Below are 14545 nucleotides of genomic sequence, written 5' to 3' on the forward strand. Positions count from 1 at the left end.
TCCGGTAGTTCAGCTGGTTAGAATGCCTGCCTGTCACGCAGGAGGTCGCGGGTTCGAGTCCCGTCCGGACCGCCATTAGCCTAAAAATCCAATGAAACATTTATTTGTTTTATAATTATCCATAAAAAGCCTGCCACAGTCTGTAAAGCTGTGGTATTTTTTTTATATGGAGAAATTCTCTTTATCTATATTAGGATTTCATTCATAGGCCATAATGTTAATAAAGCTTACGGTTCAATAGAATGGAAACAGGGGACCAGGTCTCTTGCTTCTAAACGACAAAGGTGAGTTATATTATGAATTTGCATACATACGAGTTTATTTCAAACACCCCCGAGAAGACAATGAACTTTTCGGAGCGCCTGGCGAGTATGCTCAGCTCTGGGGATGTTCTGGCATTGGAGGGTGACCTTGGTGCTGGCAAAACGACATTTACAAAAGGGCTAGCAAGAGGTTTAGGCGTGGCTAGAAACGTTAATAGCCCTACGTTTACTATTATAAAAGAATACCAAGGGAGAATCCCTTTATATCACATGGATGTTTATCGTGTGGAGGATTCCTTTGAAGACCTTGGGTTCGATGAGTATTTTGATGGCAATGGGGTCACTGTTATTGAATGGGCCCATTTAATCGAAGATCAGCTTCCTGATGAACTCTTAACTATCTATTTATATCATGAGGGAAACGAAACAAGAAAAATTGTATTAACGCCAAAAGGCAAAAGATACGAGGATTTATGTAAGGAGATTTTTTCATGAAGGTTCTTGCTATTGACACATCTAACTACACTCTAGGAATTGCCTTAATCAGTCAGGATCAAGTAGTAGGCGAGTATATGACCAATTTAAAAAAGAATCATTCTGTCAGGGTGATGCCTGCTATTGAAAATCTATTGAATGACTGTGACGTAAAACCAGCTGAATTATCAAAAATAGTTGTGGCCAAAGGGCCGGGGTCCTATACAGGTGTTAGAATTGGTGTCACGATTGCCAAAACATTAGCATGGACATTAAAAATACCTTTGTCTGCGGTATCAAGCTTAGAAGTTTCTGCAGCAAGTGCAGGACGCTATTTTAATGGTGTTATTTCCCCATTATTTGATGCACGGCGCGGCCAAATTTATACAGGGCTTTATCAGTTTGAGGATGGAAAGATCTATACTAGAAAAGAAGATCAGCTGCTTTTATCAAAAGATTGGGCAGCAGAACTAAAGAAGCTAAATGAAAAGGTTCTTTTCGTAGGCAATGATCTTCCCCTTCATAAAGATACCATAATAGATACTTTAGGCGATCAGGCCTGCTTTGCTGAGATCACAGAGCAAAATCCCCGGGCAGCAGAGCTTGCTTTGTTGGGCAGGGATAAGGAATGCGAAGACGTTCATTCTTTTGTTCCAAATTATATTCGTTTGGCAGAAGCGGAAACAAATTGGCTAAAGGCCAATAAAAAGGGAAATTAATGATAAGGAAGAATTCAAATGAATACATCTTTAACCTTTCGCTTGCTTAATGTAAATGATATTGATGGAATTTTAAATATTGAACACCAATCATTTACACTACCTTGGAGCAAGGAAGCTTTTTATAATGAATTAACAAAAAATCAGTATGCCTTATATGTTGGCTTAGAAGATGAAGTTGAAGGAAAGATTATCGGATATTGCGGAGTTTGGATTATTGTTGATGAAGCGCATATTACAAATGTGGCTGTTCTTCCTGAATATCGCGGCAGAAAGCTTGGGGAAGCCATCATGCGGAAGGTTATGGACGTTGCACGAGAAAAGGGAGCCAAAACAATGACCCTAGAAGTACGTTTATCCAATTATGTAGCGCAATCCCTATACCGTAAGCTCGGATTTCAAAATGGAGCGATCAGAAAGAATTACTATACAGATAATCAAGAAGATGCAATAGTTATGTGGGTGAATTTGTAATGGAAAAGGACCAATGGATACTTGGAATCGAGACAAGCTGTGATGAAACAGCCGCAGCTGTGGTCAAAAATGGAAAAGAAATTGTATCTAATGTAGTTGCCTCTCAAATAGAGAGTCATAAAAGATTTGGCGGAGTCGTTCCGGAGATTGCGTCTCGCCATCATGTTGAACAAATAACGATTGTCATTGAAGAAGCCTTGAAGCAAGCGAATATAAATGTAGGGGATTTAAGTGCTATTTGTGTAACAGAAGGACCGGGTCTTGTCGGAGCGCTTCTTGTTGGCGTAAATGCGGCAAAGGCTCTTGCTTTTGCGCATAGCATTCCGCTTGTAAATGTGCACCATATTGCTGGACATATCTATGCGAACAGACTTATTTCCGAAATGGAGTTTCCACTTCTCTCCTTAGTGGTATCTGGAGGCCATACGGAGCTTGTATATATGAAAGAACATGGACATTTTGAAGTAATTGGTGAAACCAGAGATGACGCTGCTGGCGAGGCCTATGATAAGGTGGCTAGAACACTTGACTTGCCGTATCCTGGAGGTCCGCATATCGACCGATTAGCACATGAAGGGGAGCCAGCAATCTCATTGCCTAGAGCATGGCTGGAAGAAGGGTCATATGACTTTAGCTTTAGTGGTTTAAAATCAGCAGTTATTAACACTGTCCACAATGCAGAGCAAAGAGGAGAATCGATTAAGCCTGAAGATTTAGCTGCAAGCTTTCAGGAAAGTGTGATTGATGTTTTAGTTACTAAAACTCTTAATGCTGTAAAGGAGTTTAAGGTGAAGCAGGTCTTGCTTGCTGGCGGAGTTGCAGCTAATAAAGGATTGCGCCAGGCACTGACAGAGGCCTTTACTGATCTGCCAGAAGTAAAGCTGGCCATTCCTCCGCTGTCATTATGCACAGATAATGCTGCCATGATCGCTGCAGCAGGAAGCATTTTATTCGAAAAAGGGGTTAGATCTAACATGATGTTGAATGCTAATCCTGGACTTGACATCACTATCCACAATTAAATTTATTAGCCCTCATCAAAAGATGAGGGCTTTTTTGTGTATATGTTGATTAATTCAAGATTTCATGTGGATTTTGTGGATAACTCCAACTATTTCTGTGGATAATGTGGAAAAGTCTGTGTAAAGCTTTTATTTCAATATGTAGGCTGTGAATATTACTGTGAATAAATACCCTAATTTTGTTGAAGCGGATAGGACAAATTAACTGAATTTTTAGGAAGGTGTTCTTGCAGGAGTTTATGATGGACAAGCTCCGCCAATTTTTCAAAAGAAAAGTCCTTCATTAGGGCAATGAAGGACAAACTCTGCCGATTTTTCAAAAGAAAAGTCCTTCATCAGGGCAATGAAGGACAAACTCCACCGATTTTGCAAAATAAATGTCCTTCAATGCCATCATCTGCAAAGGGACTATCGCATAAAGTCATAAAAAATCTTATTCGTCAGCAAGCTCGGTCCATTCTTCCATTAATTTTTCAAGCGTTGCCTTGCATTCGTTGTTTTTCTGTGTAATGTCCAAGACTTTCTCATGGTCTTGGTAGACATCTGGCTCACAAAGCAGCTGCTCGTATTCAGAGATTGCATTCTCCGCTTCCTCAATTTGCCTTTCGACTTCTTCCAATCTTCTCTGCCGCTGTCTTTGGGCCCGCTTGGCTTCTTTATCCTGCTGATAATTCGGCTTTTCTTTTGCAGCAGCAGCAGGCTGTGGGCTTTCGGAGGATTCAATGGCCTCTATTTCTTCCTGTTCCCGTTTTTTCTCAATATAGTAATCATAATCCCCAAGATATTCAGTTATTCCATCTTTACTAAGTTCAAATACCTTTGTGGCGATCCTGTTGATAAAATACCGGTCATGGGAGACAAAGAAAATCGTGCCAGGATAATCGATTAGAGCATTCTCCAATATTTCCTTGCTGTCTAGATCAAGATGGTTGGTTGGCTCATCAAGAATTAAGAAATTAGCTTTTTGCATCATAAGTTTAGCGAGAGCAAGCCGAGCTTTTTCGCCGCCGCTCAAAGTGTTGACAATCTTTAAAACATCGTCGCCTGAGAATAGAAAGTTCCCAAGAATGGTGCGGATTTCTTTTTCAGGTTTCAGAGGGAAGTCATCCCAAAGTTCATTTAATACTCGTTTATTAGATGACAGATCCGCCTGTTCCTGATCATAGTAGCCAATCATGACATTAGAGCCCTTTTGAAAGTTTCCCGATAAGGCGGGCTGCTTTTCAACAATGGTTTTTAAAAGAGTAGACTTTCCGATTCCATTTGGTCCTACCAGGGCAATGCTTTCGCCTCGCGTGATCCGGAATGAAATCCCCTTTGAAATTTCTGCATCCTTATATCCGACTGATATGGAATCAGCTTTTAATACCTCATTGCCTGATTGCCTTTCTATATCAAAGCCAAAGGAGGCAGACTTTTCATCCCCTAAAGGACGATCCATCAGCTCCATGCGATCTAGCTGTTTTCTGCGGCTTTGTGCCCTTTTGGTGGTGGAGGCACGAGCCAGATTTCGCTGAATAAAATCCTGCAGCTTCGCAACTTCTTCCTGCTGTTTTTCAAACAGCTTCATTTCCCTTTCAAAATTAGCTGCTTTTTGGTCAAGGTAAGAGCTATAGTTCCCTGTGTACTTTCGGGTTTGTTTTCTCGATAATTCATAAACTAAGGTAACTACTTTATCAAGAAAATACCGGTCGTGAGAAACGATTAAAATGGCTCCATCATAACTCTGCAAGTATTGCTCAAGCCATGACAGTGTTTCAATATCTAGATGGTTCGTCGGCTCGTCCAGGATTAAAATATCGGGTTTGGTCAATAATAGCTTTCCTAAAGCGAGCCTTGTTTTTTGGCCCCCGCTTAACGTGGAAATCTTTGTTTCGTAGCTGAAGGAATGAAAGTTTAACCCGTGAAGAACGGAGCGGATATCCGATTCATACTGATAGCCGCCTTGCTCCTTAAATTGAACCTGTAGCAGATCATATTCTTTTAAAATACGTTCATACTCATCGGGATTGGCAATAAGATCGGGATCCGCCATTTTTTCCTCCAGGCGGCGTAAATCCTTTTCCTGCTTTTGCAAATCCTCAAATACAGTCAGCATTTCATCCCATATAGACCGGTCGGATTCTAGACCGGTGTTTTGGGCAAGATAGCCGATTTCAATCCCTTTCGGCTTAATAATATCTCCGGAATCATAGGACATTTGACCGGCAATTATTTTTAGCAGCGTGGATTTGCCAGCCCCATTTCGCCCGACTAAGGCAATCCGGTCTCTAGTTTGTACTTCAAGCTTTATATTCGATAAAATGGTATCAGCACCAAAGTTTTTTTCTAGCTGATTAACCTGCAGTAGAATCATTTCTTTCACCTCTATACTCTAGAAATAGTGTAACCTATTCGAATTAGGCGGGCAACAAAGGAAGCATAGTTAAAGACATTCGTATCTTGAAAACTGGGTGCGGAAAATTGTGAAAATTACCACAAGAAATACACAGCTTAAAAAAAATAGTGTATGATTTGAATGTGAGGTGTTTATTTAAAATGGCAGATTTCACTCATTTTAATCAAGAGGGCAGGGCGAAAATGGTAGATGTAAGCGATAAGCCTGAGACAGCCCGGACAGCAATTGCACGATCAAGCATTACAGTTAGCAATGAAATATATGAAAAAATAACTGCTAATAAAATGAAAAAAGGCGATGTCCTGGCCGTTGCACAGGTAGCTGGAATCATGGCAGCCAAAAAAACATGGGATATTGTCCCGATGTGCCATCCAATTTCTTTAACCGGAGTGGATATATCCTTTGCATGGAAAGAGGAAAAAGAACAGTACATATTATTAATCGATGCATCTGTAAAAACCAAGGGCAATACCGGTGTTGAAATGGAAGCGCTAACGGCTGCATCTGTCTGCGCATTAACAGTCTATGATATGTGCAAAGCTATCGATAAAGGAATGGTAATAGGGGAAACTTATTTAGTAGAAAAAACAGGCGGAAAAAACGGAGATTTCAAAAGAGAATCCATTTAACATTTTATTATTTAAGAAAGGGAGGGACATCAATGCCGAATGAATCAATGAAAATACCGCAGGCAACTGCAAAACGGCTCCCTTTATACTACAGATTTATAAAGAATTTACACTCCTCGGGCAAACAAAGGGTTTCATCTGCGGAGTTAAGCGAAGCTGTTAAAGTGGATTCTGCAACTATTCGAAGGGACTTTTCCTATTTTGGGGCTTTAGGGAAAAAGGGCTATGGATATAATGTCAATTATTTATTGAACTTTTTTCGGAAAACCCTGGATCAGGATGAGCTCACAAAAGTTGCCCTTATTGGGGTAGGGAATTTAGGAACCGCGTTCCTCAACTATAATTTTCTCAAAAATAACAATACGAAAATTGAAGTAGCCTTTGATGTGGATGCAGGCAAAATTGGCACAAAGATTGGAGAGGTTCCTGTTTTTCATATGGACAATCTCGAAAAAGTTCTCAGAGAGCAGCAGATCCGGGTCGCCATTTTGACTGTTCCGGCCCCTGCAGCGCAGGCCATTGCCGATCGGCTTGTTCATAGTGATGTGAAAGGGATCTTGAACTTTACTCCAGCAAGATTAAACCTTCCTTCAACCATCAGAATTCACCATATTGACTTAGCTGTAGAGCTGCAATCGCTCATCTACTTCTTGAAGAATTATCCGATTGATACGGAAGAGGATTAAAAAAATGAGCCAAAATTGAAGTGGCTCATTTTTTGTTCTGTGCTTTCTTAAATTTAAAATGAAAAGCAATCATCCTCAGACCGCTTCCTAAATCGAAGGTTGCAATAAGAATGAGGAAGTAAGTGAAAATCCCCCATGTTTGTTCCCTTTGAACATTTTCTATGGCAATGGATGTGAAAAGAATTCCGAGAATAATGTAAACGATCCCAGAAAACAAGGACCCCCTCATAATAAACCTCCAATAATGGCTTGCATTTTTTCCATTTGCTGCAGCCAATTTTCAATACTTTCCTGATTAAGCTGCAGGATTGCGACTAAGGTATTCATCGAAACATGGGCAAAGATCGGAACGATAATCCGCTTTGTTCTTACATATAGAAAGGCAAAGGTAAAGCCCATGGCTGAATATAACAGGACGTGTTCAGGCTCTGCATGTGCCAATGCAAAAATAACTGAACTTATTAGTGCCGATAAAATAAAATTAAGCCTCTGATGCAGGGCGCCAAAGATAATTTTTCGAAAAACGATTTCCTCAAGAATTGGCCCAATAATGGAACTTATCAGGATGACAAATGGAAAAGCTTCTATCAGACGCATAATGCTTTGCGTATTTTCTGAGCCCATTTCTATTCCGATAAGTCTTTCGATATTTGCGGCAAATGACTGGGCAAATAAGGCGAGAAAGACACCGCCAATCGCCCATGCAGCAGCAGTAATTGGTGAGGATGCACTCCTCATCGGATTATTTTTCATTTCTTTTCGCAAAAGCGCAAGGGTGATGATAAGCGTGATTGTAAAGCTGATCATAATCCAGGCTGCTACAGCAAATATCTCTATGTCCTCGGGGGGCTTCCCAAACAAAGAAGCCGCGAATACAACAAGGGGCACACCGGCAATGCTTGAGAATTGCATGACAATATAAGCAATAAGAATGAACCAATATTCCTTTTTCAATCTATTGTCTCCTTAAATTTGCTGATTCATAATGATACCTTTCCATTTTACTAATAAAGAGGAGCTTTTTTCAAATTGTAGGTGTTTTTAACAGCAGGAATAAGGATAAACTATTTGAGGTGCTAAGGTTCAGTGATCAGAACTTATATGATGATGATTTTTTTTGCAAAAAATAAAGCTTCTCTCTTGCAAATAGATTTGAAATTCATTAATATAATAATTGTGTTAGCACTCATCAGAGGAGAGTGCTAATAAATAAAATTTACATATTTTATTGAGGAGGTAGTTTCACTTGTTAAAGCCACTAGGTGATCGAATTATTATCGAGCTTGTTGAAACAGAAGAAAAAACTGCAAGCGGTATTGTGTTGCCGGATACTGCAAAGGAAAAGCCTCAAGAAGGCAGAGTTGTTGCTGTAGGAACTGGCCGTGTTCTTGATAATGGCGAACGTGTTGCACTTGAAGTTGCCCAAGGCGATCGTATTATCTTCTCAAAGTATGCCGGTACTGAAGTGAAGTATGAAGGCAAAGAATATTTAATTCTGCGTGAAAATGATATTCTTGCTATTGTCGGCTAATAGCTTACAAGTTAATATCCTATCTGTTAATAAATAGCGATGAATGTATTTAGAAGATAAATTTCTTACTATTTTTGAGGAGGTTTTTACAAATGGCTAAAGACATTAAATTTAGTGAAGATGCCCGCCGCGCGATGCTTCGCGGTGTTGATGCTCTAGCGGATGCAGTAAAAGTAACTCTTGGACCTAAAGGACGCAACGTGGTTCTTGAGAAAAAATTTGGTTCACCTCTTATTACAAATGATGGTGTAACCATCGCAAAAGAAATTGAATTAGAAGATGCTTTCGAAAACATGGGTGCAAAGCTAGTAGCTGAAGTTGCAAGCAAAACAAACGATGTAGCTGGTGACGGTACAACTACGGCGACTGTTCTTGCTCAAGCCATGATCAGAGAAGGCCTTAAAAACGTAACAGCTGGCGCGAACCCAATGGGTATCCGCAAAGGAATCGAAAAAGCTGTTGTAACAGCTGTTGAAGGATTAAAAGCTATCTCTAAGCCAATTGAAGGAAAAGAGTCTATTGCACAGGTTGCTTCTATTTCTTCTGATGACAAAGAAGTTGGCCAATTAATCGCTGAAGCTATGGAGCGCGTTGGCAACGATGGTGTTATCACAATTGAAGAATCTAAAGGATTCACAACAGAGCTTGATGTGGTTGAAGGTATGCAGTTCGACCGCGGATATGCATCACCATACATGGTAACTGATTCTGATAAAATGGAAGCAGTTCTAGACAATCCTTACATCTTAATCACTGATAAGAAGATTGCCAGCATTCAAGAAATCCTTCCAGTTCTTGAGCAAGTGGTACAGCAAGGCAAGCCATTATTGCTAATTGCTGAAGATGTAGAAGGCGAAGCACTTGCTACATTAGTTCTTAACAAGCTTCGCGGAACATTTAATGCAGTAGCTGTAAAAGCTCCTGGATTCGGTGACCGCCGTAAAGCAATGCTTGAAGATATCGCGATCCTAACTGGCGGTGAAGTTATCACTGAAGAATTAGGCCGCGATCTTAAATCTACTACAATCGAAGCTTTAGGACGTGCTTCTAAAGTGGTTGTTTCAAAAGAAAACACAACAATCGTTGAAGGTGCCGGAGACAGTGCACAAATCGCTTCACGTGTGAACCAAATCCGTGTTCAAATGGAAGAAACAACTTCTGAATTTGACCGTGAAAAATTACAAGAGCGTCTTGCTAAATTAGCTGGCGGTGTAGCTGTTATCAAAGTTGGTGCTGCTACTGAAACAGAACTTAAAGAGCGCAAGCTTCGCATCGAGGATGCTTTAAACGCAACTCGTGCTGCTGTTGAAGAAGGTATTGTTTCCGGCGGTGGCGTAGCGCTTCTAAACGTTTACAACAAAGTAGCTGAATTACAAGCTGAAGGCGATATCGCTACTGGTATCAACATTGTTCTTCGCGCAATGGAAGAACCGATGCGTCAAATCGCTCACAATGCTGGCCTTGAAGGATCTGTTATCGTTGAGCGCTTAAAGCGTGAAGAAGTTGGAACAGGCTTCAATGCTGCAACTGGCGAATGGGTAAACATGGTTGACGCTGGTATCGTTGACCCAACTAAGGTTACTCGTTCAGCCCTTCAAAACGCTGCATCTGTAGCTGCTATGTTCTTAACAACAGAAGCAGTAATTGCTGACAAGCCAGAGCCACCAGGTGCAGGAATGCCTGACATGGGCGGCATGGGCGGTATGGGCGGCATGATGTAATAACGCCATTAATCCCTTGATATATCAAGGAACTTCCTGATGCTACTTTATTAGGGTAACGAAAGGGTAACATCAGGAACAAAAAAAATAGAGGTTTTCCATGAGTCGTATAAACTCTTGGGAAGCCTCTTTTTTTATGCTCTTGGTAATGTTCGAAATACACCGTAAAACATTGTAATCTGTTCGGAGCAGGGACAATGCTATAAGATTTCAGGGTTGCTCCATAAGGATTTGTTGGAAAGGGCAAAAAGTATCATTTTTCCATTGTTGCAAAATTCCCCATTGAAATGGATAGGCGGTTCCAGCTGTTAATTTGATTGATCATAATAACAAGATCTACATACTCTTTGTCACTAAAATGCTCACGGACTCGATTATAAAGATCATCAGGTACGCGCATAGCTGAAACCAGTGTCAGATGTTCGGCTAACTCTAAAGCAACTTTTTCAGCATCTGTATAGAAATCGCACTCCCTCCATGCGCTAACACAGTATATTCGCTGTTCCGTTTCACCCATTTTTCGTGCATCTATCGTATGCATATTCAAACAATATGCACAGCCGTTAATTTGCGAAGCACGAATTTTAATAAGTTCACGAAGTTTTCGTTCAATTGCTGTCGTTTTCGTGTACTTCTCCATCTCCAACATAATGTTAAGTGCTTCCGGTGCGATTTCATAATAATTAATACGTTGTTCCATTTTCATATCCTCCTAAAACCATATTTTAAAAAGTGTCTTAATCCAATGAGAAGAACATACATTCTTATTATATAGCGGGATTATAATTAAGTATAGTAAAAGGAAGAATTCCAATAGTAGGTTCATAGGAAATAATCCTTATAATTGGCGTTATTTTCAAAAAAACTAATGGATAATTTTTCTATACAGTAGTAAAATTGAACTGTTTTCTTTTTATTTGAAATAGCTGTTTTCCGACTTTTTGGGAGTTTAGGAGCGTGCTTTTTTGTGGGAATAGAAAAACATTAAGGAGGATCATCAATGATTTTTAATGATTGGAAGTACGCTGCTTCTGTGCTATTGATTATTGGAGGGTTATTAACAGGGTGTGAGGATAAAAATGAAAGTCATTCTACTACTGAATCTTCAAGGGCTGAAACTGCGCAAACCGAAACTGCACAAACCGAAACAAAGACATTGGCAGAACAAGGATATGAACTAAAAACTGTCTTATCTTATGGTGAAAATATTAATATTGTTTCACTTGAAAAGAATGGGTCAGAGTATGTTGCTGCCATTGATGATAACTTCAACTGGTTGATGGAACCGACAGATGAATACAAATTCGGGGATTTGGAATTTATTGACGGGTTATCTTTAGCAAGTATTCCCGAGACAAGAGAAATGATACTAGCACAAGATCCTGATGCTAAATTGTACGGCTACATAAATATAAAGGGCGAGTGGGTTATCAAGCCAGTTTACAGATATGCCAATAAGTTTTCAAATGGGGTAGCAGTAGTAAATACTGTTGAGGAAGATCGAGATGATTTAAGTAATTCACGAACCATTGTGATTGACACAGCCGGAAGGGAAGTCGGCCAATTAGACCAAGAGGGCCTAGATAAATTAGATTTAAATGATGGAGAAAGCTTTTTTGGCTCTTATTTAGGAGATTATCTATATACAACATTTGGTTTCTTTGATAAGCAAGGTAACTACAGAGAAGTATATGAAGAAGATCCTGAAGAAAGTCGTAGTACAAGGGGCAGTGATTTCATTGTCTTGAATGAGAAAATAATCAAGACAGACGGAGACAATGCTATTAGTATTGAAAGTCTGGATGGCTCTCCAATTCAAACTTTTGAGAAGACAGGGAATTTCACAGTTGAAAACGGTGAGGAATTAATTAAGAATAACTTGTTTTTATTGGCAGGCGATATCGTAGGAGGAGAAGGTTACGCCATCGCAGATTCTGATTTAAATATCCTGTTTCAACCTGATGGATTCACAATAGGATTAGCCGAGAACCTCATATTTGCAGGGGAGCTTTCAAGTGATGCAGAAAGTGAGATACCTAGTTATAGCGGTGACTTTTATGATTTCACAGGTAAAAAGGTGTTCAGTGTAACAGACATGGTTGGAGCTGTATATGGCGATAAATATTTTGTTAAAGGTGAAGAGTACTTCAAATTGGTGGACATACATGGCAATGTACTACTAGATGAGTCACAGAAAATTACGGATACAGAAGCGGTTTTATTCGATGAAGGTGGAAGAGATAATACACCTTCCAAGAATTTAGTGCGCATCGAATACAGGGAAAACGCTGAAGATGGAGAACCGAACGAAGCATTATTAAATGTGGATACATTAGCGATTGTTGACCTTGAAGACTTATTGAAAATAGAAAATATCGAAACCAAAGAAGTCAAACAAACAACTGAAAAACAGCAGGCTGATAGAGAGATTCAAGAGGTAACGAAGAATACAGACGAATTGATTGAACATAAAAAGGAGTATTGGAGATTTGTCGAAGTGCTTTCCAATCAAATAGACCTCGCTTTGAACGAAGCTCCTCAAGGAACAGATGGAATTTATGAAATACTAACAAATTTAAAACAACTGCAAGAACAGTTGGAAGGCCTTGCTGCTCCTGATGATACAGCATACCAAAACTATCATCAAAAATTAGTTAGTGGTCTTCCTCCTATTATAGAAAGTATAGAAAAAATTATAGATATCATGCAAGATAATCAAGCAGGATTTACGCCCGAACAAGAGGCAGCAATTAATGATGAACTTAGTAATCTTGAGTATCAAGTGTTCATATTTAATTCAAATTCCAATGCATTAGATGGTGTGAAAAATGCATTAATAGAAGAGCTAAAGAAACAATCGCATTAAACTAGACCACAAGATTCTAATCTTATAGATTAGGATCTTGTGGCTCATTTATTTACGCTTTGATTAAAGTCATGTTAATTTACAACCCTCGCCATGTTTTTTACCACTGTTTGCAAAGGACCAGGTTTACAAATGGAAAAAGACTATCCTGCCAAAGCAACGGCTGGATGAATGAGTTTTAAACTTACCTATGTTATAGTTATAGTATAAATATTAGGGGGTATTGACATGAAGGAAGGTCAGTTTTTACTGTATGATCGTCAAAAAGAGATCCGTTTGCAAGCAGAAAATGTTGTATTCTTTTTACAGGGAGAAATTATAGAAGCGATTAGTGAGAACCAAGAAATTTATTATTTGTTCTTTTATAAATCCCGATTCCTTACAGCGAAAAAGGCAATAAGAATCCGCCGCCATTCTTACATTGAACATGCATATAAAAAAGGTATCGTTTTTAAATCCCCTCATCCGTTAATCAATTCATTGCTATCTTCGAATCATCCCTGTCACATTATTAGTTTAAATCCACTATTAACAAAGCTAGATAAGTTGTACACTCCCCAAGAAAAGGCATTCATTCTAACCTTTTTTGAATCAGTCATTCCAAAAAAACAACTCTTAGATGAAATGATATCTATTTATTATGAATATCGCCGAAATGGACAGATGTTTTTAGGCTATCGGATTATCCGCATTTTAATGGATTTCGCACCAAACCAAAGTTCAGTAAAGAAGCTTGCCAATGACAATATGTTCAATAAATTTGTCGATCTGTATAATGATAAATCTGATAAGCTGTTTGCGAAGGATTTGATTTTTGCTGAAAAAACACTATCCTCCCATAAAGAGAATGACCAATGCTTTTTGCAGCTTACAGCCCTTTTGCAAAAAGAGTCTCGTTGGTTTGATTTAATCGCTTTGTTTATTTATAAGTTAAAGGTAACGCCTTCGGTTGACTGCTTCAGCACTCTCATTAAACTGCTTGAACACCATATAAACGAAAATGATTCGGTGTATATTTTAGAGGAATTGTCCTATCAAATCCCTTCCTTTCTTCCTGTACAACAAGAATTATTAAACAAATATATACAAAGCAATAATATCGATGGAGTCCTAAACATGTTCAATAACCATCATCTTAAGCTAAGTAACTCCCAAGTTCATGCCATTGGAGACATGTTGGAACATTTGAAATTAGAAACTTATTCGTTACAGCCAGAGTCACTTCAAACATTGCTGAAACAGGTTATACATTTGTTCCCCGAGAAAGCAGAAAAGTTTCTAAATAAATACGTCATTTTATTACTAAAAACATATGATTTAGCTTATATAGAAAATTGGCTAAAACCTTTAATAGAAAATCAAGAGAATTCCCGGATATTTAAAAAGATAGATACAATGCATCAGATTAGTGATGATCTTGATGAAATGCAAACACTTGGTAAGTTGTATTATGAATTTAGACAGCTGGATAAAGCCATTGAATGCTTTAGTTGGAACATGGAGTTAGAACCTGATGATCCAAGTCCTGTACAATGGTTGTCTAAAATATTTAAGGAAAAGGGAATGATTCAGGAATCAAATGCCTATCGCGAGTTGTGTATTCAACTTCAAAAACGAGCTTAATATATAGCGTGTATTTTATCTAAAATGCCTGGTGTAATAGATAATAATGTCGAAAAATCTTTTCCTTCCGGAAACAAAAAAAGACCCCAGACACTTCATGTTGTAAAATAGAGATACCTGACAGGGAACCTCAATCTTA

General features: G+C 39.0%; 14 protein-coding genes. 10 read left to right on the forward strand and 4 right to left on the reverse strand.

Annotated elements, in window-relative coordinates; all coding sequences use genetic code 11:
* The first annotated feature begins 302 nt into the window (after positions 1 to 302).
* Genes tsaE through tsaD form a run of 4 tightly spaced genes read left to right on the forward strand, consistent with a single transcriptional unit; the run spans position 303 to position 2952 of the window.
* Positions 303 to 758: a tRNA (adenosine(37)-N6)-threonylcarbamoyltransferase complex ATPase subunit type 1 TsaE gene (gene tsaE / locus AC1Q59_RS24280; protein ID WP_492368460.1), complete on the forward strand. Its 456-nt coding sequence runs from the start codon at positions 303 to 305 to the stop codon at positions 756 to 758.
* Entirely contained in the window at positions 755 to 1456 is a 702-nt protein-coding gene (gene tsaB, locus AC1Q59_RS24285; protein WP_492368447.1) for a tRNA (adenosine(37)-N6)-threonylcarbamoyltransferase complex dimerization subunit type 1 TsaB, read from the forward strand. The genes tsaE and tsaB overlap by 4 nt, the downstream gene beginning before the upstream one ends.
* An 18-nt stretch (positions 1457 to 1474) precedes the next feature.
* Positions 1475 to 1930: a ribosomal protein S18-alanine N-acetyltransferase gene (gene rimI, locus AC1Q59_RS24290; RefSeq protein ID WP_492368448.1), complete on the forward strand. Its 456-nt coding sequence runs from the start codon at positions 1475 to 1477 to the stop codon at positions 1928 to 1930.
* Positions 1930 to 2952, forward strand: coding sequence for a tRNA (adenosine(37)-N6)-threonylcarbamoyltransferase complex transferase subunit TsaD (tsaD, locus tag AC1Q59_RS24295; protein WP_492368449.1), 1023 nt, complete (start codon positions 1930 to 1932; stop codon positions 2950 to 2952). Before rimI ends, tsaD begins: the two co-directional genes overlap by 1 nt.
* A gap of 433 nt (positions 2953 to 3385) precedes the next feature.
* Here the strand turns inward: tsaD and AC1Q59_RS24300 are convergent, their stop codons facing one another.
* A complete protein-coding gene (locus AC1Q59_RS24300; RefSeq protein ID WP_492368450.1) occupies positions 3386 to 5308 on the reverse strand; it encodes an ABC-F family ATP-binding cassette domain-containing protein in 1923 nt (640 codons plus the stop codon).
* 182 nt (positions 5309 to 5490) lie between these two features.
* Between AC1Q59_RS24300 and moaC the strand changes: the two genes are divergently transcribed.
* A complete protein-coding gene (moaC, locus tag AC1Q59_RS24305) occupies positions 5491 to 5979 on the forward strand; it encodes a cyclic pyranopterin monophosphate synthase MoaC (RefSeq protein ID WP_492368451.1) in 489 nt (162 codons plus the stop codon).
* A 32-nt stretch (positions 5980 to 6011) separates the two neighbouring features.
* Positions 6012 to 6665, forward strand: a complete 654-nt coding sequence (locus tag AC1Q59_RS24310) for a redox-sensing transcriptional repressor Rex (RefSeq protein ID WP_492368452.1) — start codon at positions 6012 to 6014, stop codon at positions 6663 to 6665.
* 25 nt (positions 6666 to 6690) lie between these two features.
* On the opposite strand, the gene AC1Q59_RS24315 is transcribed toward AC1Q59_RS24310, so the two are convergent.
* Positions 6691 to 6894, reverse strand: coding sequence for a DUF4305 domain-containing protein (locus tag AC1Q59_RS24315; RefSeq protein ID WP_492368453.1), 204 nt, complete (start codon positions 6892 to 6894; stop codon positions 6691 to 6693).
* A complete protein-coding gene (locus tag AC1Q59_RS24320) occupies positions 6891 to 7619 on the reverse strand; it encodes a CPBP family intramembrane glutamic endopeptidase (protein ID WP_492368454.1) in 729 nt (242 codons plus the stop codon). Before AC1Q59_RS24320 ends, AC1Q59_RS24315 begins: the two co-directional genes overlap by 4 nt.
* A 292-nt stretch (positions 7620 to 7911) precedes the next feature.
* Between AC1Q59_RS24320 and groES the strand changes: the two genes are divergently transcribed.
* Together groES and groL are read left to right on the forward strand one after the other, a co-directional pair.
* On the forward strand, positions 7912 to 8196 hold the full coding sequence (gene groES / locus AC1Q59_RS24325; protein ID WP_492368455.1) for a co-chaperone GroES: 285 nt from the start codon (positions 7912 to 7914) through the stop codon (positions 8194 to 8196).
* Between the two features lie 92 nt (positions 8197 to 8288).
* Positions 8289 to 9917: a chaperonin GroEL gene (groL, locus tag AC1Q59_RS24330; protein ID WP_492368456.1), complete on the forward strand. Its 1629-nt coding sequence runs from the start codon at positions 8289 to 8291 to the stop codon at positions 9915 to 9917.
* A gap of 253 nt (positions 9918 to 10170) precedes the next feature.
* Here groL and AC1Q59_RS24335 read toward each other — a convergent pair whose 3' ends face one another.
* The gene (locus AC1Q59_RS24335) at positions 10171 to 10617 is read right to left on the reverse strand and encodes a carboxymuconolactone decarboxylase family protein (protein ID WP_492368457.1); all 447 of its coding nucleotides are present in this window, start codon (positions 10615 to 10617) and stop codon (positions 10171 to 10173) included.
* Between the two features lie 300 nt (positions 10618 to 10917).
* On the opposite strand from AC1Q59_RS24335, the gene AC1Q59_RS24340 reads away from it, so the two are divergent.
* Together AC1Q59_RS24340 and AC1Q59_RS24345 are read left to right on the forward strand one after the other, a co-directional pair.
* Complete coding sequence (locus AC1Q59_RS24340) at positions 10918 to 12783, forward strand: WG repeat-containing protein (RefSeq protein ID WP_492368458.1); 1866 nt, start codon at positions 10918 to 10920, stop codon at positions 12781 to 12783.
* Between the two features lie 228 nt (positions 12784 to 13011).
* Positions 13012 to 14406 carry a hypothetical protein gene (locus AC1Q59_RS24345; protein ID WP_492368459.1) on the forward strand — a complete coding sequence of 465 codons (1395 nt, stop codon included), beginning with the start codon at positions 13012 to 13014 and terminating at the stop codon, positions 14404 to 14406.
* The last annotated feature ends 139 nt before the right edge of the window (positions 14407 to 14545 follow it).

The organism is Cytobacillus sp. MT66, assembly GCF_058792595.1.

Coding starts and splice junctions, on each gene's coding strand:
- rimI (WP_492368448.1), top strand. CDS start 1,475: ATGAATACATCTTTAACCTTTCGCTTGCTTAATGTAAATGATATTGAT.
- AC1Q59_RS24340 (WP_492368458.1), top strand. CDS start 10,918: ATGATTTTTAATGATTGGAAGTACGCTGCTTCTGTGCTATTGATTATT.
- AC1Q59_RS24345 (WP_492368459.1), top strand. CDS start 13,012: ATGAAGGAAGGTCAGTTTTTACTGTATGATCGTCAAAAAGAGATCCGT.
- tsaB (WP_492368447.1), top strand. CDS start 755: ATGAAGGTTCTTGCTATTGACACATCTAACTACACTCTAGGAATTGCC.
- tsaD (WP_492368449.1), top strand. CDS start 1,930: ATGGAAAAGGACCAATGGATACTTGGAATCGAGACAAGCTGTGATGAA.
- groL (WP_492368456.1), top strand. CDS start 8,289: ATGGCTAAAGACATTAAATTTAGTGAAGATGCCCGCCGCGCGATGCTT.
- AC1Q59_RS24335 (WP_492368457.1), bottom strand. CDS start 10,617: ATGGAACAACGTATTAATTATTATGAAATCGCACCGGAAGCACTTAAC.
- AC1Q59_RS24300 (WP_492368450.1), bottom strand. CDS start 5,308: ATGATTCTACTGCAGGTTAATCAGCTAGAAAAAAACTTTGGTGCTGAT.
- moaC (WP_492368451.1), top strand. CDS start 5,491: ATGGCAGATTTCACTCATTTTAATCAAGAGGGCAGGGCGAAAATGGTA.
- AC1Q59_RS24315 (WP_492368453.1), bottom strand. CDS start 6,894: ATGAGGGGGTCCTTGTTTTCTGGGATCGTTTACATTATTCTCGGAATT.
- AC1Q59_RS24310 (WP_492368452.1), top strand. CDS start 6,012: ATGCCGAATGAATCAATGAAAATACCGCAGGCAACTGCAAAACGGCTC.